Annotated in this window: 14 protein-coding genes; 8 read left to right on the top strand and 6 right to left on the bottom strand. The window is 72.1% G+C overall.

The features are described from left to right. Window positions 1-26: 26 nt before the first annotated feature. Window positions 27-4,442: an FtsK/SpoIIIE domain-containing protein gene (locus DEJ03_RS00835; RefSeq protein ID WP_110863173.1), complete on the top strand. Its 4,416-nt coding sequence runs from the start codon at window positions 27-29 to the stop codon at window positions 4,440-4,442. Window positions 4,443-4,536: 94 nt separating this feature from the next. On the opposite strand, the gene DEJ03_RS00830 is transcribed toward DEJ03_RS00835, so the two are convergent. From DEJ03_RS00830 to DEJ03_RS00805, 6 genes are all read right to left on the bottom strand, one after another. Continuing rightward, window positions 4,537-5,148 (bottom strand): FHA domain-containing protein, encoded by a 612-nt coding sequence (locus DEJ03_RS00830; RefSeq protein WP_110863172.1) that lies wholly within the window; start codon window positions 5,146-5,148, stop codon window positions 4,537-4,539. Continuing rightward, entirely contained in the window at window positions 5,148-5,756 is a 609-nt protein-coding gene (locus tag DEJ03_RS00825; protein WP_071404663.1) for a hypothetical protein, read from the bottom strand. Before DEJ03_RS00825 ends, DEJ03_RS00830 begins: the two co-directional genes overlap by 1 nt. A gap of 5 nt (window positions 5,757-5,761) precedes the next feature. After that, window positions 5,762-6,601, bottom strand: coding sequence for an oxygenase MpaB family protein (locus DEJ03_RS00820; RefSeq protein WP_110863171.1), 840 nt, complete (start codon window positions 6,599-6,601; stop codon window positions 5,762-5,764). Continuing rightward, window positions 6,598-6,963, bottom strand: a complete 366-nt coding sequence (locus DEJ03_RS00815) for a hypothetical protein (RefSeq protein WP_146237619.1) — start codon at window positions 6,961-6,963, stop codon at window positions 6,598-6,600. The genes DEJ03_RS00820 and DEJ03_RS00815 overlap by 4 nt, the downstream gene beginning before the upstream one ends. Window positions 6,964-7,020: 57 nt before the next feature. Then, entirely contained in the window at window positions 7,021-7,320 is a 300-nt protein-coding gene (locus DEJ03_RS00810) for a hypothetical protein (RefSeq protein ID WP_110863169.1), read from the bottom strand. Between the two features lie 242 nt (window positions 7,321-7,562). Then, window positions 7,563-9,194: a RecQ family ATP-dependent DNA helicase gene (locus DEJ03_RS00805; protein WP_110863168.1), complete on the bottom strand. Its 1,632-nt coding sequence runs from the start codon at window positions 9,192-9,194 to the stop codon at window positions 7,563-7,565. A 242-nt stretch (window positions 9,195-9,436) separates the two neighbouring features. Here DEJ03_RS00805 and sucC point away from each other — a divergent pair, with 242 nt between their 5' ends. The 7 genes from sucC (at window position 9,437) to DEJ03_RS00765 (ending at window position 20,248) form a co-directional block, all read left to right on the top strand. Next, window positions 9,437-10,606 (top strand): ADP-forming succinate--CoA ligase subunit beta, encoded by a 1,170-nt coding sequence (gene sucC / locus DEJ03_RS00800; RefSeq protein ID WP_110863167.1) that lies wholly within the window; start codon window positions 9,437-9,439, stop codon window positions 10,604-10,606. A gap of 11 nt (window positions 10,607-10,617) precedes the next feature. Further along, entirely contained in the window at window positions 10,618-11,505 is an 888-nt protein-coding gene (gene sucD, locus DEJ03_RS00795) for a succinate--CoA ligase subunit alpha (protein ID WP_071404667.1), read from the top strand. Between the two features lie 141 nt (window positions 11,506-11,646). Further along, window positions 11,647-13,659 carry a DUF6350 family protein gene (locus DEJ03_RS00790; protein WP_110863166.1) on the top strand — a complete coding sequence of 671 codons (2,013 nt, stop codon included), beginning with the start codon at window positions 11,647-11,649 and terminating at the stop codon, window positions 13,657-13,659. 41 nt (window positions 13,660-13,700) lie between these two features. Further along, on the top strand, window positions 13,701-14,294 hold the full coding sequence (gene purN / locus DEJ03_RS00785) for a phosphoribosylglycinamide formyltransferase (RefSeq protein WP_110863165.1): 594 nt from the start codon (window positions 13,701-13,703) through the stop codon (window positions 14,292-14,294). Next, the gene (gene purH / locus DEJ03_RS00780; protein ID WP_110863164.1) at window positions 14,291-15,925 is read left to right on the top strand and encodes a bifunctional phosphoribosylaminoimidazolecarboxamide formyltransferase/IMP cyclohydrolase; all 1,635 of its coding nucleotides are present in this window, start codon (window positions 14,291-14,293) and stop codon (window positions 15,923-15,925) included. The genes purN and purH overlap by 4 nt, the downstream gene beginning before the upstream one ends. Before the next feature lie 613 nt (window positions 15,926-16,538). Next, the gene (locus tag DEJ03_RS00770) at window positions 16,539-18,347 is read left to right on the top strand and encodes an ABC transporter ATP-binding protein (protein WP_027466673.1); all 1,809 of its coding nucleotides are present in this window, start codon (window positions 16,539-16,541) and stop codon (window positions 18,345-18,347) included. 101 nt (window positions 18,348-18,448) lie between these two features. Further along, entirely contained in the window at window positions 18,449-20,248 is a 1,800-nt protein-coding gene (locus tag DEJ03_RS00765; RefSeq protein WP_110863292.1) for an ABC transporter ATP-binding protein, read from the top strand. Window positions 20,249-20,257: the final 9 nt, after the last annotated feature.

Raw genomic sequence — 20,257 nt, 5'->3', positions numbered from 1 at the left:
CGAAGTCAACGCTACGGGGGAATGCCATGACCTTCACGTTCACGATGGTCGACCGCGAGAGCGGCCAGACCGCGAACGTCTACGTGGACGGCGACGACTCCCGGGCGGTGCGCGAGCTGGTGGCCGAGGCCGAGCGCCTCATCGCGACGGACGTCGTCGCATCCGGCCGGACCCCCGTGTACTTCGTCGGGGAGCAGCCGCTCGACCTCTCGGCGTCGGTCGCCGAGTCGGGCGTCCGTGAGGGCGTGGTGGTGCGCCGGAGCCTCGAACAGGTGCCGCCGCCGCCGCTCCGCCCGCTGACCGACGCCGAGGTCCGGATCGTGTCCGGGCTGCACGCGGGGACGATCGTGCGGGTCAGCACCGGCACGGTGACCATCGGTACGTCGCCGTCCGCGCACGTGCGGGTGCCGGTGAGCACCACGGATGAGGTCGAGGCCGAGGCGTCGGGGTCCGACACGGTGCCGGACATCGCCCTGCTCGTCACGGTGACGGCCGACGGCGCGAAGGTGCGCCCGGCGAACGGCTACTCCGGCGCGCTGCTGGACGGCGAGCCGGTCACCGAGGAGACCGACTGGCCCGAGACGGCACAGCTCGCGGTCGGCGGGGTCCTGCTCGGCTTCGGCCGTGCCCCGAACCGCGGCGCCCACCTGTCCCTGGCGGACGACGGCATGTCGCTCGAGTACAACCGGCCGCCGCGCATCCTGCCGCCGGACGAGCACACCCGCTACCAGCTGCCCCCGCCGCCGACCGAGCCCCCGGCCCGGGCGCTGCCCATCCTGATGGCGCTGGCGCCGATGGGCATGGCGGTCATGTTCGTGTCGACAACCGGGCGTTGGATCTACCTGCTCATCGCCCTGCTGTCGCCGATCCTGATGATCATCACGGGCCTCCAGGGCCGCCGGCAGGGCAAGAAGACGTACCGGCAACGCGTCGTGGAGTACGAGGACACCAAGGCGCGGATCGAGGCGGACGCGACCGAGAGCCTCCAGTCCGAACGTGCACGCTGGATCGCGAGCGCGCCGGACCCCGCCGCCGTCTACGAGACGGCGGTCACGCCCCTGCCGCGCCTGTGGGAGCGACGCCGGACGGACCCGGACCACCTGCTGGTCCGCGTCGGCACGGCGACGCAGCGCTCCGAGGTCACCATCGAAGACCCGGAGCAGCTGTCCCACAAGCGGACCGTCGCGTGGGACGCGACGGACGTGCCGGTGCGCATCCGCCTGGCCGAGCGCGGCGTGATCGGCATCGCCGGTCCGGACGACGACGCCCGACGACTCGCGAACTGGGTGGTCGCGCAGCTCGCGACGCTGCAGAGTCCGAAGGACGTCACCTTCACGCTGCTCACCGACACCACACGCACGTCGCTGTGGGAGTGGATGTCCTGGCTGCCGCACGTCCGCCGCGACGGTGCGGACCAGCCGATGACGAGCATCGCCTCGAACGCCACGTCGACCGCGCGGGCGATCGCCGAGCTCGCCGCGATCATCGACGCCCGCAAGGAAGCCGGGATCGGCAAGAAGACCCCGCCGGCCGACGAGATCGTCGTCGTGATGGACGGCGCGCGCCGGCTCCGCGCGATGCCCTCGCTCGTGCAGGTGCTCAAGGAGGGGCCGTCGGTCGGGGTGTTCAGCATCTGCCTCGACCTGGACGAGCGGCTCCTGCCCGAGGAGTGCGACGCCGTGGTGGTCGTCCGCGACGACCGGGTGCGGGTCACCCAGCAGCGCAGCGAGCGCATCGACGACGCACGCCCGGACCTGGTCGACCAGGACTGGCTCGAGTGGGTCGCCCGGTCGCTGTCCCCGATCGTCGACGCCAGCCCGGACGTGCAGGACGGCGCCATCCCGTCGTCCGCCCGGCTGCTCGACGTGCTCCAGCTCGAACCGCCGACGTCCGAGGCCGTGCAGGCACGCTGGCTGCTCGGCGGCCGCAGCACCACCGCCGTGGTGGGGGCGTCGATCGACGGGCCGTTCGCGATCGACCTGCGGAACGACGGGCCGCACGGCCTGGTCGCCGGGACCACCGGTTCCGGCAAGTCCGAGCTGCTGCAGACGATCGTGGCGTCCCTCGCCGTGGCGAACCGGCCGGACGAGATGAACTTCGTGCTCGTCGACTACAAGGGCGGCGCGGCCTTCAAGGACTGCGTCGACCTGCCGCACACGGTCGGCATGGTCACCGACCTCGACACGCACCAGGTCGAGCGCGCGCTCGAGTCGCTCGGCGCCGAGCTGCGCACCCGCGAGCACGCTCTGGCCGAGGTCGGTGCGAAGGACCTGGAGGACTACCAGGACCTGCAGGCCAAGCGCGCGGCGAACGGGGACACGATCCCGAGCCTGCCGCGGCTGCTCATCGTCATCGACGAGTTCGCCTCGCTCGCCCGCGAGCTGCCCGACTTCGTCAAGGGCCTGGTGAACATCGCCCAGCGCGGTCGTTCGCTCGGCATCCACCTGATCCTCGCCACGCAGCGACCGGGCGGTGTCGTGTCCCCCGAGATCCGCGCGAACACGAACCTCCGGATCGCGCTGCGCGTCACCGACCAGTCGGAGAGCCAGGACGTCATCGGCGCGAACGACGCCGCGCGGATCGCGAAGTCGACCCCGGGACGCGCCTACGTGCGGCTCGGCGCTGCCTCGCTGCTGCCGTTCCAGTCCGGTCGTGTGGGTGGGCGCCGGCCCGGCTCGGACGACCAGGAGGCCCGCCCCGCCCTGGTCCGCGAGCTCACGTTCGCCTCGTACAGCGATCCAGCCCCCCGCCCGGCTGCCGTCGAGGCCGCCGCCAGCGACGTGGAGGTCACCGACCTGAGCGTCCTCGTCGCGTCGATCGACGACGCCACCCGCGCCCTCGGCACCCCCGAGCAGCGGAAGCCCTGGTTGCCGCCGCTCGGCGAGGTCGTCGGGCTCGACGACGTCGAGGCGACCGGCACCGGCGACCTGGCACCCCTGGCGGTCGCCTGGGGCGTCGAGGACCACCCGGGTGACCAGCGGCAGCGCCCGGCGGTGTTCGACCTCGACGCGGACGGTCACCTGTTCGTCATCGGCTCGCCGCGCTCGGGCCGCAGCCAGACGCTCCGCACCTTGGCGGGGGCGATGGCCCTGCGGCTCGGCGTCGGCGACGTGCACATGTACGGGATCGACTGCGGCAACGGTGCGCTGCTGGCCCTCGGGGCGCTGCCGCACTGCGGTGCCGTGGTGCAGCGGCACGAACCCGACCGGGTCTCGCGGCTGCTCGGTATCCTGCTCCGCACCGTGCAGGAGCGCCAGGCCGCCTTCGCCGCCGGCGGGTACTCGTCGATCGCCGAGCAGCGGACCGACGCGGGCGCCGTGCCGATGCCGCACATCGTCGTGTTCCTCGACCAGTGGGAGAGCTTCATGGCGACCCTGGCGGACGCCGAGAACGGTGCGCTGCACGACGCCGTCCAGACCCTGCTGCGCGAGGGCGTCGGCGTCGGCGTGCACCTGGTCGTCTCCGGCGACCGCACCCTGACGTCCGGCCGGATGTCGAGCCAGGTGGAGCGGAAGCTGCTGCTCGCCCTGGCCGACCGTGGCGACTACAACTACGAGGGCATCAACGGCAAGAAACTGCCGGAGTCGATCCCACCGGGGCGCGGGTTCCGCAACGCCACGGCGACGGAGACCCAGGTCGCCGTGCTGCCCGGCGGACTCGGGGGCCGCGACCAAGCTGCCGCGCTCCGGGGCATCGGTGACGAGGTCCGTGCGCACGTGCCGGCCGACGCCCCGAAGCCGTTCCGCATCGACGTGCTCCCGCGCTCCATCACCTTCGCGGACGCCGTGCGGTACCTGCCGTCGGCCGAGGCATCGGTCGGCCGGGTCGCACTCGGTGTCGGCGGCGACGAGCTCCGGCTGTTCACGCACGACTTCGTGCAGGACACCCCGGTCTTCATCGTCGGCGGCAGCCCCCGCTCGGGCAAGAGCACCGCGCTCGTCGCGATGGCCCGTCACGTGCTGTCGGCGGGTGGGTCGGTCGTCGCGGTGACACCGCGGGAGTCCCCGCTCCGAGCACTCGACGGAGCACCCCGCGTCACGGTGGTGACCGACGGCACCATCGGGGCCGAGGGGCTGTCCGCCGCGATCGATACCGGCTCGGACGGCTTCACGCTCGTGCTGGTCGACGACGCCGAGGCCCTGAAGGAGTCGCCGGCCGAACCGGTGTTCCGGGCGATCATGGACTCCGACCGGGGTCGTTCGGTCGGGCTCGTCCTGGCCGGTGACGTCGAGGGCGTGGCGAGCGGGTTCCGCGGCTGGCAGGTCGACGCGAAGAAGGCGCGTCGGGGCATGCTGCTCGCGCCGCTCAGCACCGTCGACGGCGACCTGATCGGCACGAAGCTGTCGAAGAGCCTGGTCACCCAGGACCGCGTCGCGGGTCGGGCGCTGCTGAACGACGCCGACCAGGCGCTCCGACTCGTGCAGGTACCGGCCGGCGACTAGCGCCGGCCGCGGGGGCGTCGGCCGCGGGGGCACCGGCCGCGGGGCGCTGCCCGGAGCCCGCGCACCCCGGGATCCGGCCCGGTCCGGGGCCTGCTCAGCCCAGCGGCGTCTCGCTGACGAGTCCGACGGCGGGTTCGGCGCGGAGCGTGTGCCCGCCGAACACCACGGTGTCGCCGGGCTGCACGGTCGTGCGTTGGGACGGCACGAGCATCGCCGCGGGGAACCCCGGGCGCTGCAGCTCGACGCCGTTCGCCGAAGCGGTGTCGAGCACCCAGAGGGAGCCCTCGGCGCCGAACCCGAACTCCAGGTGGGTGCGGCTGAGCAGCCGCTCCGGGTCCTCCAGGGCGATCATGTGGGCGTGTCCGCCGTCCGGGTGGGCGCTCGCGGGGTCACGGCCGATCAGCCCTCCACCCGACACGGTCACCCGCTGGGTGCCGTCGAGGACGAGCACGGCAGCCGCTGCCTGGCGGGCGGGGGCGGCGTCACGACGGGCGGTGGATCCGCCGGACGACCCGAGCGGTCGGCCGGGCATCTGCGCCACGGTCGCCCGGACCCGGTCGGCACTCGCACGCGGAGCCGGGGGCGGTGTGGTGACCGACCGGGCGAGCTCGCCGCGCTGCGCCATCTGTGCCAGGTCACGCTCGCCGACCCGTTCGACGACGGGTTCGACGACCTTGCGCTTCTTCCGGAACGGCCAGAGGCGCATCAGGACGCCTCGCTGCCGACCGCGGCGGAGTCGATGAGCTCGAAGGTGTCGGTCACGGTCTCGAACAGTTCGTACAGGGGCTCGGCCAGGTCGGTCGCGGGCGACGAGACGCTGACCAGGGCGACCTGGTCGCCGGCCGGCACGAACGTCTGCATGAGCACGACGTCGAACGACCCGCGGCCGTCCGGTGCCTGCACCGTCGAGACACCCCAGACGCGCGGCACCCGGCCGACGCGGGGGACCTCGTGCACGTCGACGTGCATGCCGTCGTCGTCACCACCGAGTGCGGCGACGTGGTCGGTGAGCGCGGCGAGCGGGTCGCCGCCGGCCTCGGGCGCGGGCAGGACCGTCACGGTGAGGGCACCAGAGACGATGCCGTCCTCGCTCGGCTCGGCGAACGCGGCGCAGTACCGCGCGCCGCTGTCCCACGCCGAGCGGGCGAACCGGCGGAGCACCCGGACGATCTCGGTGCGGTGGTCCCACAGTTCCCGGTGGTCCTCGATGCGTTCCTGCACGAGGGCGCTGATCCGGTCGTCGCGGCGTTCCGGTTCGACCGGGAGCTCGAACCAGGACCGCGGGACCGTGATGGCGAAGTGGTCGACCGACATGCCCGCTACCGTACCGCGGCGTGTCGCCCAGCGGTCCGCCGCATCGCCCGCAGCAGCAGCGGCCCCGGCAGCCGCAGCAGCACCCTCGGCACGAGCGCCCGCACCCCGGCCACCACCCGGACGGTGCGCCGGAAGCGCCGTTCCTCCCGCGGCCCCCACGCGAAGCCGTACGCCGTGCGCACCCGTTCCGGCAGCATCCCCACGGTCACGATGCGGACGAGGGGCATCGCCGCCCGCACCCACAGCGGCGCGAACCGCGGGTGCAGCAGGTCACGGACGACCCCACGGGCGTCGTCGGTGACCTCGAGCCCCTCCAGTGTCCGCTGCCAGTACCGGTCGAACGCCGCCACCGAGGTCGGCCAACGCTCCGGCGGCACCCGCAGCGCGGTCGCGATCGGGGCGTAGGCGGCGAGGACCTGCTCGGCTCGGGCCGGGGAGACGCGTGTGCCGAACAGGTCGTGCGCCCGGCGGGCGGAGTCGAACAGGGTCGCGGCCACCCAGAGCTGCCGGTCGACGTCGTCGGCGCCGGCGACGGGCCGGTGCGCACGGTTGACGAAGCCCGCTGCGGTCGCCGAGTCGGTGTCGGTGCCGATGACGACGGCGTAGACGAACATCAGGGTGTGGGCGAGCCGCTGCTGGGGTCGCCGGGCGAAGTCCGAGTGCCGCCGGACACCGGCCGCGACGACCGGGTCGGCGATCTGCAGCAGGATGGCGCGGCCGCCCGCGGCCACGGGCGTGCTGTCGGCGAGGAACCGCCGCAGGTGACGGTCGTGCACGCGACCAGCAGTCGGACGGGAGGCACGGTGCGGGTCGTGTGCCGCGCCTCCAGGCCGTGGGGTGGTCACGCCGCACCCCGTCGGCGTCGCGCCCGCAGGACGGGCCGGAGGTCCACGGCGATCGCCGCCAGGAGTGCGACCCCGCCGACGACCAGGGCGACCAGTGCGGACGAGGCGCCGACGGGCGCGTCACCGGTCAGGGCGAGGAGCGTCGCGACGAGCCAGATCGCGGGGAGCGGCCAGAGGCGGGTCGGTGATCCGGTGACGACCGCACCGACGACGCCGACGACGAGGAGCGGGACCCAGCGGCCACCAGACTCCGAGCGGGCGGCGAGGTGTGCCGCGGCGGCGACCAGCAGCATCGCCGCGACCGCCAGCAGCCGCGCTGCCGAGGGCATGCTGCGGACGCTGGAGCGGACTCGTCGGAACACGGCCCGATGCTACCGAGCCGTGTTCCGGGGGAGCCTGATCAGCTCAGAGATCAGCGCTCAGAGCGGCTTCGTGCCGAGGTCGTTGCCGAGGTCGGCGCGGTCCTCGTCCTGCTCGTTCTCGTGCTCCCACAGGTCGGGCGAGCCCTCGCGCGGGGACCCGCCGGTCGGACCGTCGTCGGAGCCGTCACCGGGCTGCGGATCCACCGTCTCGCCGGCGACCGCGTCGTTCGTCACCGTCTCGAGGGACTCCTCGGCCTCGTCCACCTCGTACGGGCCGACGTGCTCGCGGTCGATGTCGTCGTCGCGACGCTGCTGGGACTCGAAGTCGTCGACGGGGCTGATGCCGGGGTCGCTCATGGTGGTTCCTTTCCGTTGCGGGCTTCCTGCCTACCCGCCGGCGCTTGGCGGCCGTCCGGTTTCGTGTCGTGTTCACCCGGGCGTCACCTTCCGGTCACACCGCCACGGCAGCATCGCCGATGCTCGGGGGAGTGGAGCGCGGTCGCCGACGGGTGGTCGAGCGACCGCGCCTTCCTCGCCCGGGCCGGCCGGGCCGGGCGGGCCCGTGCGCCGGCCGCCGGTGCGCTTCGTCCGTGCCGCTGTCAGACGCGTTCGAGCAGGTCGCGTTCCTCGACGTCGGCGAGTGCGAGGGTGCGGTAGCCGGCGGACTCGAAGAACACCGTGATGCGGTCCTCTTCCGTGCTCATCACCACGCCCGTGCCCCACTCGGCGTGCTCGACGCGCGCATCCGGCGGCCACGCTTCGTCGTTCGCACCGTCGGCGACGTGGGCGGAGGCCTCGCGTGCCGTGCCGGACGAGCAGGTGTCGCAGTTCCCGCACGGCTCCGGCAGCTCGTCGCCGAAGTAGCCGAGCAGGAACTGGCGGCGGCACCCGGTCGTCTCGGCGAGCTGGCGCATCATGGCGATACGGGACTCCTCGACCCGTTCCCGTTCGGCGGCACGGTCGGCTGTCGCACGTGCCGCACGGTCGGCGTCCTGCGGGCCGTCCGGCACCCGGGAGACACCGTCGACGTCGTCCCGCAGGGCGCCGGCGTCGAGCAGGGCGTTGAGTGCTCGACCGGCGGTGCGGGCCGACAGGCCGGAGGCTTCCACCAGCGCGGCGCGGGCGATCGAGCCGGTCGTCGGGACGGCGTCGAACACGGCCCGGACCGAGGCGGGCCGCGGCGAGCCGGACGCGAAGAACGTGCGCAGGCCGAAGTCCTCGGCGCGGTAGTGCAGGGTGGCGCCGGCCGGTTCGGCATCCCGCCCGGCCCGCCCGATCTCCTGGTAGTAGGCGTCGATCGACTCGGGGACGTCGGCGTGCACGACGAACCGGACGTCGGGCTTGTCGATGCCCATGCCGAAGGCACTCGTCGCGACCACCACGTCGACGTCGCCGTCCAGGAACCCGGTGTGCACGGCCTCGCGCTCCGCCACCCGCATGCCGGCGTGGTACGGCTGCGCGCGGCGACCGCGGGCGGCGAGCGCGTCGGCGTACTCCGTGGTCGCGGCGCGGGTGGCGACGTAGACGACCGTGGGTCCGTCGAGCTCGGCGACCTGGTCGACCACGGCCTGGCGCTTCTCGGCGTCCTCGGCGTGCCGGACCACCTCGAGCCGGATACCGGGACGGTCGAACCCCGAGGCGAGCACGAACGGGTCGCGCATGCCGAGCCGGTCGACGATGTCGTCCCGCACCGGAGCGGAGCCCGTCGCGGTCAGGGCGAGCACCGGTGGGCGGCCCAGGCGCTCCGCGACCTCGCCGAGCGCCAGGTAGTCGGGTCGGAAGTCATGACCCCACGACGAGATGCAGTGCGCCTCGTCGACGGCGACCAGTGCGACCCCGGCGTCGCGGAGGCGCTCGAGCACGTCGTCCTTCACCAGCTGCTCGGGGGCCAGGAACACGTAGCCGACCTCGCCCGCGGCGACGGCGTCCCACGCATCGGCGACGTCCCGTGCCTTCTTCGTGGCGTTCAGGGCGACGGCTCGGGGTGCGTCGGGATGGTGCTCGAGCCCGACCACCTGGTCCTCCTGCAGCGCCACGAGCGGGGAGACGACCACGACGAGGCCGTCCAGCCCGAGGCCGGCGACCTGGTAGATCGCGGACTTCCCCGATCCGGTGGGCATGACCGCCAGGGCGTCGCGGTGTTCGAGCACCGCGTCGATGACGGACTCCTGGTCGGGGCGGAGCTTCCAGCCGAAGACCTCGGTGGCGCGGGTACGGAGTTCGGGTTGCACCGATCCACAGTGCCGAGCGCCAGCTTGGGGCCGGTCCCAGCGGTGCGCGCAGCGGCTCATGCGCTTCCGGTGCCCGCTCCTGATCGCCGGGTACCCGGCTGTGTCCGACGTGCACCGGCCGTCCACCGAGCAGCGCTAGGCTGCGTGGCGGCCGTTGTCTCGACATCGAGCGACCCTCGATGTGGAGTGCGCGACCGGGAAACCGATGCCGATCGCACGAACCGTGCGGGAAGAAGAACAGCGTGGATCTTTTCGAGTATCAGGCCAGGGACCTCTTCGAGTCCTACGGCGTCCCCGTGTTGCAGGGGATCATCGCCGACACCCCCGAGCAGGCGAAGGCGGCGGCCGAGAAGATCGGCGGCGTCGTGGTCGTCAAGGCGCAGGTGAAGGTCGGCGGTCGCGGCAAGGCCGGCGGCGTGAAGGTCGCGAAGACCCCGGACGAGGCGTTCGAGCACGCGCAGGCCATCCTCGGCCTCGACATCAAGGGCCACACCGTCCAGCGCGTCATGGTCGCCCAGGGTGCCGACATCGCCGAGGAGTTCTACTTCTCCGTGCTGCTCGACCGGGCCAACCGCTCCTACCTCTCGCTCACCAGCGTCGAGGGCGGCATGGAGATCGAGCAGCTCGCCGTCGAGAAGCCCGAGGCACTCGCCCGGGTCGAGGTCGACCCGCTGACCGGCATCGACAAGGCCGCCGCGCTCGAGATCGCCGCGCAGGCGAACTTCCCATCGGAGCTGCAGGACGCCGTCGCCGACGTCTTCGTCAAGCTCTACGACGTCTACAAGGGCGAGGACGCGACCCTCGTCGAGGTGAACCCCCTCGTCCGCACCGGCGACGGCCAGATCCTGGCACTCGACGGCAAGGTCTCGCTCGACGAGAACGCCGACTTCCGCCACGAGGGCCACAAGGACCTCGAGGACACCGCCAGCGAGGACCCGCTCGAGGCCAAGGCGAAGGCCCACGGCCTGAACTACGTCAAGCTCGACGGCCAGGTCGGCGTCATCGGCAACGGCGCGGGGCTCGTCATGTCGACGCTCGACGTCGTCGCCTACGCCGGTGAGCGCCACGGCGGCGTGAAGCCCGCCAACTTCCTCGACATCGGCGGCGGCGCCTCGGCCGAGGTCATGGCCAACGGCCTCGACGTCATCCTCGGCGACCCGCAGGTGAAGAGCGTCTTCGTGAACGTCTTCGGCGGCATCACCGCCTGTGACGCCGTCGCGAACGGCATCGTCGCCGCGCTCGGCATCCTCGGCGACGCGGCCACCAAGCCGCTCGTCGTGCGCCTCGATGGCAACAACGTGGAAGAGGGTCGCCGGATCCTGGCGGAGGCAGCGCACCCGCTCGTCACCGTCGCCGCGACCATGGACGATGCGGCCGAGAAGGCCGCCGAACTCGCCGCCGCAGCGGCCTGAAGGGACTGACCATGTCGATCTTCCTCAACAAGGACTCCAAGGTCATCGTCCAGGGCATCACCGGTGGCGAGGGCACGAAGCACACCGCCCTGATGCTCAAGGCCGGCACGAACGTCGTCGGCGGCGTGAACGCCCGCAAGGCCGGCACCACCGTCACCCACGGCGACGTGTCGCTGCCGGTCTTCGGCTCGGTGCGCGAGGCCATCGACACCACCGGTGCCGACGTCTCGATCGTCTTCGTCCCGCCGGCGTTCGCGAAGGACGCGGTCATGGAAGCCATCGACGCCGAGATCCCGCTCGTCGTCGTCATCACCGAGGGCATCCCCGTACAGGACTCGGCCGAGTTCTGGGCGCACGCCAAGGCGAAGGGCGGCACGACCCGGATCATCGGGCCGAACTGCCCCGGCATCATCACCCCGGGGGAGTCCCTCGTCGGCATCACCCCGGCGACGATCACCGGCAAGGGCCCGATCGGGCTCGTCTCGAAGTCCGGCACCCTGACCTACCAGATGATGTACGAGCTCCGCGACCTGGGCTTCTCGACCGCCATCGGCATCGGCGGCGACCCGGTCATCGGCACCACGCACATCGATGCGCTCGCCGCGTTCGAGGCCGACCCCGAGACCGAGGCCATCGTGATGATCGGTGAGATCGGTGGCGACGCCGAAGAGCGTGCGGCCGAGTTCATCAAGGCGCACGTCACGAAGCCGGTCGTCGGCTACGTCGCGGGCTTCACCGCTCCCGAGGGCAAGACCATGGGCCACGCCGGCGCGATCGTGTCCGGTTCGGCCGGGACCGCCGAGGCGAAGAAGCAGGCGCTCGAGGCCGCCGGCGTCAAGGTCGGCAAGACACCGTCCGAGACCGCCGCGCTGCTGCGCGAGGTCGTCGCCGCTCGCTAGCGGCCAGCCCGTTCCGCAAAACACCGGTGTTCGTCGGTTGAACCGCGTCCTGCGCGTGTTCGTCCTGCGAACACCGGTGTTTTGCGTCGGCAGCCGCGCGGCTCCGGGGCGGCCGCGCGAGGGGCACGTATCCTCGCTGCGATGAACCGCCTGGGAACCGCTCTGCTCGCCGCGATCGAGGCGGTCGTGACGGTCGGCGTCGGCATCGGGATCGCCCTCGTGCCCCTGACGCTGCTCTGGGGGTTCGAGTACGGCCTGCAGGTCGACTGGGACGTGTTCTGGAAGGCCACCGGCAGCGTCTGGCTGGTCGGGCACGGCGTCGACGTCTCGTTCCTGCTCGGGTCCGCACTCGCCAAGAGCACCGGGGTCAGCGGCGCAGCCGACCCCATCCACGTGACCCTGGCGGCCCTCGGGTTCGCGGTCGTGACGGCCTGGCTCGGCGCCCGCGCCGGACGTCGGTTCGCGGAGACCGAGCACCGCACCACCGGGCTGCTGGTCGGGACCGCCGTCGTTGCGCTCCTCGGTCTGGCCGTCGCACTGTCGTCGACCTCGGCTGCCACCCGCCCCACGCTCTGGCAGGCCGTGGTGCTGCCGGCGCTCTGGTTCGGGATCCCCGCACTCGCCGCCTCCGAGGTCTGCCGGCGTCGGCGTGACCTGCCCGCCGACGCCGGCACCCAGCGGGTCATCGACCTGGTCGACCGCATCCCCGCCGTCTGGCGGTCCGTCGCCGGGTTCGGCCTGCGCGCCGGGACCGCCGCGACCGCCGTGGTCGTCGGGGTTGCCGCGGTGCTGGTCGGTCTGCTCCTCTTCACCTCGTTCGCCGAGGTCATCACCCTGTACGAACAGTCGCACGCCGGGGTCATCGGCGGCGTCGCACTCACCGTCGGGCAGCTCGCGTTCCTGCCGGACTTCGTCGGGTGGGCGACCTCGTGGCTGATCGGCCCCGGGTTCGCCATCGGCACCGGGTCGAGCGTGTCCCCGATCGCCACGACCCTGGGCCCGATCCCCGGGCTGCCGGTCTTCGGCGCGCTGCCGACCTCTGGTCACACCTTCGGGCTCGTCTGGATCCTCGTGCCGGTCATCGCCGGGTTCGCGATCGGCGGCTCGATGCGGCCGCGGTTGGTGCGGGCCCTGGGCGCCGCCGACTCCGCGCTGCACCGTGCGATCGGCGGTGTCGTCGCGGGACTCGTGGCCGGGGTGCTCACGGGGCTCATCGCCTGGGTGTCCTCCGGTTCGTTCGGCCCCGGGCGCCTGGCCGACGTCGGTCCGCACGCCCTCGCGGTCGGCGGGTTCGCCGCACTCGAGATCGGCCTGCCGGCGATCATCGCCCTCGCCGCGGGCAGTGACCTGGTCCGGCTGCCGGACCGCGGATGGACGCGAGAGCGCTGGACCGAGGCCGACGAACCCGACGATGCCCCCGACGCGGCGCGCGCCGGGGTCGACGTCGGCGAGGGGTCCCTGCTCGCCGCGCTCGACCAGGCCGGTGCCGGGCGCACCACCGACGTGCACCGCTTCGTGGTCGAGGAGTCCCACGACGGGTCGACCGCTGCACGGCCCCGTGCGACGACCGAACACGTGACCGAGCCGGTCAGCAGCGAGCCGATCGGCAGCGAGCCCGCCTCCGCACCCGCGCCCGTCGCACCGCGTGCCGGCGACACCGACCACGACGTCGAGCTCCCCGACTGGGCGAAGACCGATGCGGTGGCCGCCGACCGCCTGGCCGCTGAGCCCGAACCGGAGCGCCGCGGTGCCGGACGAGCAGCCCTGGGTGGCCTCCGCGACCGCCTGGCCGGTGCGGCCGAAGGGGTCCGGGGACGAGCCGGTGCACTCCGCGAGCGCGTGACCGGCTCCGACGCCGAGCCGGAGCAGCCCGGCCCCGAGCGGCCCGCAGCCCCCGCAGCCGCGTCCACACCCGCACCCACCCCGGTGCCGACCGACGCCCAGCCCGCGTTCCCGTGGAGCACCGAGGAGTTCGTGGCCGGCCGCGACGACGTGGACGAAACGGCCGAGGCGGACCGCGTGGACGTCGAGCCCGGCACCCGAGCGCCCGCCTCGAAGCCGGCGGAGCCGTCCCGCCCGGCGAAGTGGGACGTCACCGACCAGATCCCCGAGGACGAGCTGCCCTGGTGGCGGCAGCCGAAGGACGACCGGTAACAGCGCCCGTCGGGTCCGTGCCTGCCGGTAGGGTTGGTGCCGTGCTCGAACTGGTCGTCCTGATCTCCGGTACCGGGTCGAACCTCCGAGCCCTGCTCGAAGAGACCTTCGACGCCGAGTACCCCGCCCGTGTCGTCGCCATCGGTGCCGACCGTGATGCCGAGGGTCTCGGCCTGGGCGAGGAGTTCTCGATCCCGACCTTCACGGTGCCGTTCACCCGCTACGACTCCCGCGCCGAGTGGGGCCAGGCCCTGGCGGAGCAGATCCGCCCGTGGTCGCCCGACCTGCTGGTGCTCTCCGGCCTGATGCGCCTGCTGCCCCCGGCCGTGGTGTCCGAGTTCGCCCCGGGGATCATCAACACCCACCCGGCGTACCTGCCCGAGTTCCCCGGCGCCCACGGCGTGCGGGACGCCCTGGCCGCCGGGGTCACCGAGACCGGTGCGAGCGTCATCGCGGTCGACGACGGCGTCGACACGGGGCCGATCCTGGCCCAGGAGCGCATCCCGGTGCTGCCGGGCGACACCGAGTCGACGCTGCACGACCGCATCAAGCCGGTCGAGCGCCGCCTGCTCATCCAGACCATCCTCGACATCGCCAACGGCACCACCGACCTGAAGGGCACCCCGACCGCATGAGCGTGCACGCAGCCGACCCCAGCCTCTACCGCGACCGTGACGTGGTCCCGGTCCGCCGTGCACTCGTCTCGGTGAGCGACAAGTCCGGCCTGCTCGAGCTCGCCGGCGCCCTGGCCGACTCCGGGGTCGAGATCGTGTCGACCGGCTCCACCGCGCAGACCATCCGTGACGCGGGCTACGCCGTCACCGACGTCGCGAGCGTCACCGGGTTCCCCGAGTCCCTCGACGGTCGCGTGAAGACGCTGCACCCGTCGGTGCACGCCGGCCTGCTCGCCGACCTGCGGCTCGAGTCGCACGAGCAGCAGCTCGCCGACCTCGACATCGCGCCGTTCGAGCTCGTCGTCGTGAACCTCTACCCGTTCGTCGAGACCGTCGCGTCGGGTGCCGACACCGCGACCGTGGTCGAGAACGTCGACATCGGCGGCCCCGCGATGGTCCGTGCCTCGGCGAAGAACCACCCGAACGTGGCGATCGTCGTCTCCCCGGCGTCCTACCCCGAGGTCGTCGAGGCCGTCCGTGCCGGCGGCACCACGCTCGAGCTCCGGAAGCGCCTCGCCGCCCAGGCCTTCGCGCACACCGCCGCCTACGACACCGCGGTGGCGTCCTACTTCGCGAGCGACGTCGTCACCGCCGCCGCGGCCCCGACGACCGCCGGCGACATCCGGACCCCCGGTGCGTTCGACGAGCACCTGGCGGTCGAGGCCGAGCTGTCGGCGACCCTGCGCTACGGCGAGAACGCCCACCAGGCCGCGGCGCTCTACACGACGTCGGACGGCACCGGCATCGCACAGGCGACGCAGTTGCACGGCAAGGAGATGTCGTACAACAACTACGTCGACGCCGACGCAGCGGTCCGTGCGGCCTTCGACTTCGACGAGCCCGCCGTCGCGATCATCAAGCACGCCAACCCGTGCGGCATCGCGATCGCCCCGGCCGACGCCGCCGACCCGATCGCCTCGGCCCACGCCGCCGCGCACGCCTGCGACCCGCTCTCGGCGTTCGGTGGGGTCATCGCCGCGAACCGCCCGGTCACCGTGGCCATGGCCGAGACCGTGAAGGACATCTTCACCGAGGTCGTCGTCGCCCCCGGGTTCGACCCCGAGGCGCTCGAGATCCTGTCGCGCAAGAAGAACATCCGCCTGCTCACGCTGCCGGCCGACTTCGCGCTCGCCGACCGCGAGGTCAAGCAGATCTCCGGCGGCTTCCTGGTGCAGGACGCCGACCGCTTCACGGGCTTCGACCAGGCCACCTGGACCCTCGTCGCCGGCGAGCCCGCCGACGAGCAGACCCTCGCCGACCTGGCCTTCGCGTGGCGTGCGAGCCGTTCGGTGAAGTCGAACGCCATCCTGCTGGCGAACCAGGGCGCGAGCGTCGGTGTCGGCATGGGCCAGGTCAACCGGGTCGACTCCTGCCACCTCGCGGTGAACCGTGCCGGTGACCGAGCGACCGGCAGTGTCGCGGCGTCGGACGCGTTTTTCCCGTTCGCCGACGGCCTGCAGGTGCTGCTCGACGCCGGTGTCCGTGCGGTGGCGCAGCCCGGTGGCAGCGTCCGCGACGACGAGGTCATCGCCGCGGCGAAGGCCGCCGGCGTCACGATGTACTTCACGAGCGAGCGCCACTTCTTCCACTGATGTGAACAATCGGTGGCGAACCATTGCGCGCCGTGAGTCACTGTGAATAGTCTGTAAGGCTCCGCGGCAGGCAGCCGACGATCCCTCGGGACCGGCGGCACCGCGGACACAACGGTGACGAAGACGACGACTGGAGTGACGATGGACAACATGACCGGAACCGTGGCGACGGCCGCCCGTGCAGGTCTCGTGTCCGTCGTGGGGACCACTCCCGCACGGCGATCCCTGATCGCACCGCGGCCCCGCGCCGCGGCCGCCGTCTAGTCGGGCCGTTCCCACGGCCCCGCGACGCAGCACCACCGGCGTCCGCGAACCACCCGCCTGAACCCGGGGGACGACTGTCCCTCGGTGCCTCCGGCCCGACCGACGTCACGCGAGTGACGGCGGAGACGCGACCACGCGCCCGGCCGATGATCACCACGCAACGCCACACCGAGCCTCCAGGCCGAAGCCGCGCGACGCGAGCAAGCAAGCAGCAAGCAGCAAGCAGCAAGCAGCAAGCAAGCAAGCAAGCAAGCAAGCAAGCAAGCAAGCAAGCAAGCAGCAAGCAAGCAGCGAGCAAGCACCGCGCAGCGCGACCCGGGGACCCGGCAGACGCATGAGGACGCAACGCATGTCCAAGTCGCCCACCACGGCGCGCCCGTCCACCTTCCGCGCGATCGCGCGGATCTACCCCTACGTGAAGCCCTACCAGGGGCGCCTCATCGGCGGCATGGCCGCAGCGATGGGAGCCTCCCTGGTGGCGCTCGCAATCCCCTACGTGCTGCAGTGGCTCGTCGACGGTCCGCTGTCGTCGCGCGACTCGGCACAGATCTGGCCCGCCGGGCTCGGGGTGCTCGCCCTCGGTGTGCTCGAGGCGTTCTTCATCGCCTCGCGCCGCCGGCTGGTGATGCGCCCCTCGACCCGCATCGAGACCAGCATGCGCAACTCGCTCTACGCGAAGCTGCAGGACCTGCCGGTCGCGTTCCACGACCGCTGGGAGTCCGGGCAGCTGCTGTCCCGCTCCGTGTCGGACCTGTCGCTGATCCGGCGATGGCTGGCCTTCGGGGTCGTCCTGCTCGTCGTGAACATCGTGACGATCGTCGTCGGCTTCGTCGTGCTGTTCACCTTCGGCTGGATCCTCGGGCTGATCTTCCTGATCGCCTCGATCCCGCTGTGGATCAACGGTCTGCTGTTCGAGCGCCGGTACTCCGCCGTCGCGCGACGCAGCCAGGACCAGGTCGGTGACCTCGCCACGAGCGTCGAGCAGTCGGTGCACGGCATCCGCGTGCTCAAGGCGTTCGGTCGCGGCGGCGCCAAGCTCGAGGAGTTCAGCGAGCAGGCCGAGGCCCTGCGCGGCACCGAGATCAAGAAGGCGAAGGCCATCGCGGGCATCTGGCTGTGGCTGCTGCTCGTGCCGGACGTCGCGTTCGCGCTGTGCCTGCTCGCCGGCATCTGGCTGGCGTCGCAGGGGCAGCTCAGCGTCGGCCAGCTGTTCGCGTTCTTCGCGACGGCGACGGTGCTGCGGTTCCCGATCGAGTCGATCGGCTTCCTGCTCTCGATGACGTTCGACACGCGCACGGCGGTCGACCGCTTCTTCGAGGTCATGGACTCCGAGAACACCATCACGGACCCGGAGCACCCGAAGACGATCGCGGAGCCGCACGGTGCGCTGTCGTTCAACGGCGTGCACTTCCGGTACCAGGACTCCGCACCGCAGTACCCGGACCTGATCAACGGCGTCGAACTGCAGCTGCAGCCGGGCGAGACCATGGCGCTCGTCGGGCTCACCGGCTGCGGCAAGACGACGCTGCTCTCGCTCGTGCCGCGCCTGTACGACGTGACCGGCGGTTCGGTGACGATCGACGGGGTCGACATCCGCGACCTCACCCGCGAAGAGCTGCGCCGGCACGTCGGCGTCGCCTTCGAGGACGCCACCCTGTTCTCGTCGACCGTGCGTGAGAACGTGCTGCTCGGTCGACCGGACGTGCAGGGTGCCGAGGCCGAGGCGCTCATGCGCGAGGCGCTCGACATCGCGCAGGCGTCCTTCGTGGACGACCTGCCCGACGGCGTCGACACCCGGGTCGGTGAAGAGGGGCTGTCGCTGTCCGGTGGGCAGCGCCAGCGCCTGGCGCTCGCCCGCGCGATCGCCGCACGGCCGTCGGTGCTGGTGCTCGACGACCCGCTGTCGGCGCTCGACGTCGACACCGAGGCACGGGTCGAGGCGGGCCTGCGACGCGTGCTCGCCGACACCACGTCGCTCATCGTGGCGCACCGTCCGTCGACGGTGACGCTGGCCGACCGGGTCGCCCTGATGGAGAACGGCGTCGTCACGGCCGTCGGGACCCACCACGACCTGATGGCCACCAACGAGCACTACCGCTACGTCATCTCGTCGCTCGACGACGACGACGCGACCGCACGACAGGAGGCGATGGCATGAGCCAGCAGACCGACCAGAACCTGCCGGGAGGAACGGCGTCCGTCCCGCAGGAAGCTCCGGACGAGCAGGCTGCCGCCCCCGTCACCGCCTCGATCACCACCATGGGCGTGCGCGGCGAGGAGCGTGAGGACTTCACGAAGGCCGAGAGCAAGCGCCTGCGGCGCCGGTCCCTCGCCCTGCTCGGGTCCCTCGCCGCACCGCTGAAGCTCCGGCTGGTGTTGCTCGGGATCGTGGTCGTGGTCTCGACAGCCGGCACCGTCGCGGGTCCGGCGCTCATCGCGTGGGGCATCGACAACGCCCTGCCCGCGGTGATGGACCAGAACGACTGGGTGCCGGCGTTCGGCGTCGTCGCGACGTACATCGTCGTGGCCGTCCTCGGTGCGGTGCTCACGGCCTGGTACACGGTGCTCGCGGCACGGATCAGCCAGGCGATCCTGTTCGACCTGCGCAAGCGGGTGTTCCTGCACACGCAGCGACTCTCGCTCGAGTTCCACGAGACCTACACGTCAGGCCGGATCATCTCGCGCCAGACGAGTGACCTCGACTCGATCCGCGAGCTGCTCGACTCCGGGCTGAACCAGCTCATCCAGGGCGTGCTGTACATGGCGTTCACCGCCGTGGCCCTGGTGCTGCTCGACCCGACGTCCGGGCTCGTGCTCGCGGTGTCGCTCGTGCCGCTCTGGTTCCTGATCCGCTGGTTCCAGACGAACTCGCAGACGCTGTTCCGCTCCACCCGTGTCACCTCGGCGCGCGTCATCGTGCACTTCGTCGAGACGATGACGGGCATCCGGGCGGTGCAGGCGTTCCGCAAGGAGTCCCGCAACCGTGACGAGTACGGCGGCTACGTCGAGGACTACCGGGTGGCGAACACGAAGGTGTTCAACCTGTTCGGGACCTTCGACCCCGTGCTCGTGCTCATCGGCAACGCCACGCTCGCCGCGGTCGTCATCGTCGGAGGCTTCCGGATCGTCGGCGGGACGCTCGAGGTCGGTGCGCTGCTCGCGGTCGCGCTGTACGCCAAGCGCTTCTTCGACCCGGCGCAGGAACTCGCGATGTTCTACAACGGGTACCAGTCGGCCTCGGCGGCGATGGAGAAGATCTCGGGTGTCCTCGAGGAACGGCCGAGCGTGCCGGACCCCGTGAAGCCCACCCGTCTGGCGGACGCCACCGGGAAGATGGACTTCGACGACGTCGTCTTCGCCTACAACAAGGGCAAGGTCGTGCTGCCGGAGTTCGACCTGCACATCCCGTCGGGGCAGACCATCGCCCTCGTCGGGTCCACCGGTGCCGGCAAGTCGACGCTCGCCAAGCTCATGGCGCGCTTCTACGACCCGACCCAGGGATCGGTCAAGCTCGACGGTGTGGACCTGCGCGACCTCGACACGAAGGACATGCGCCGCGCGATCGTCATGGTCACGCAGGAGGCCTACCTGTTCTCCGGCACCGTCGCGGACAACATCGCGCTCGGCAAGCCCGGTGCGTCTCGTGAGGAGATCGAGGCGAGCGCCAAGGCCGTCGGCGCGCACGAGTTCATCATGGCGCTGCCCGACGGGTACGACACCGACGTGAACAAGCGCGGCGGTCGTGTCTCGGCGGGTCAGCGGCAGCTGCTCTCGTTCGCGCGGGCGTTCATCGCGGACCCGAAGGTGCTCATCCTCGACGAGGCCACGGCGTCGCTCGACATCCCCTCGGAGCGACTCGTGCAGGAGGGCCTGGAGACCCTGCTCGCCGACCGCACCGCAGTGATCATCGCGCACCGACTGTCCACCGTCGCGATCGCCCACCGGGTGCTCGTGATGGAACACGGCCGGATCGTCGAGGACGGCACCCCCGCCGACCTCATCGCCGGCACCGGGCGGTTCGCCCAGCTGCACGCGGCCTGGCGCGACTCGCTCGTCTAGGCCCCGGTC

It is taken from the genome of Curtobacterium sp. MCLR17_043 (assembly GCF_003224215.1).
In the GTDB taxonomy this organism is placed as follows: domain Bacteria; phylum Actinomycetota; class Actinomycetes; order Actinomycetales; family Microbacteriaceae; genus Curtobacterium; species Curtobacterium flaccumfaciens.
Note: the sequence above shows the minus strand (reverse complement) of the source record. Positions and strands in the feature narration are given on the sequence as shown.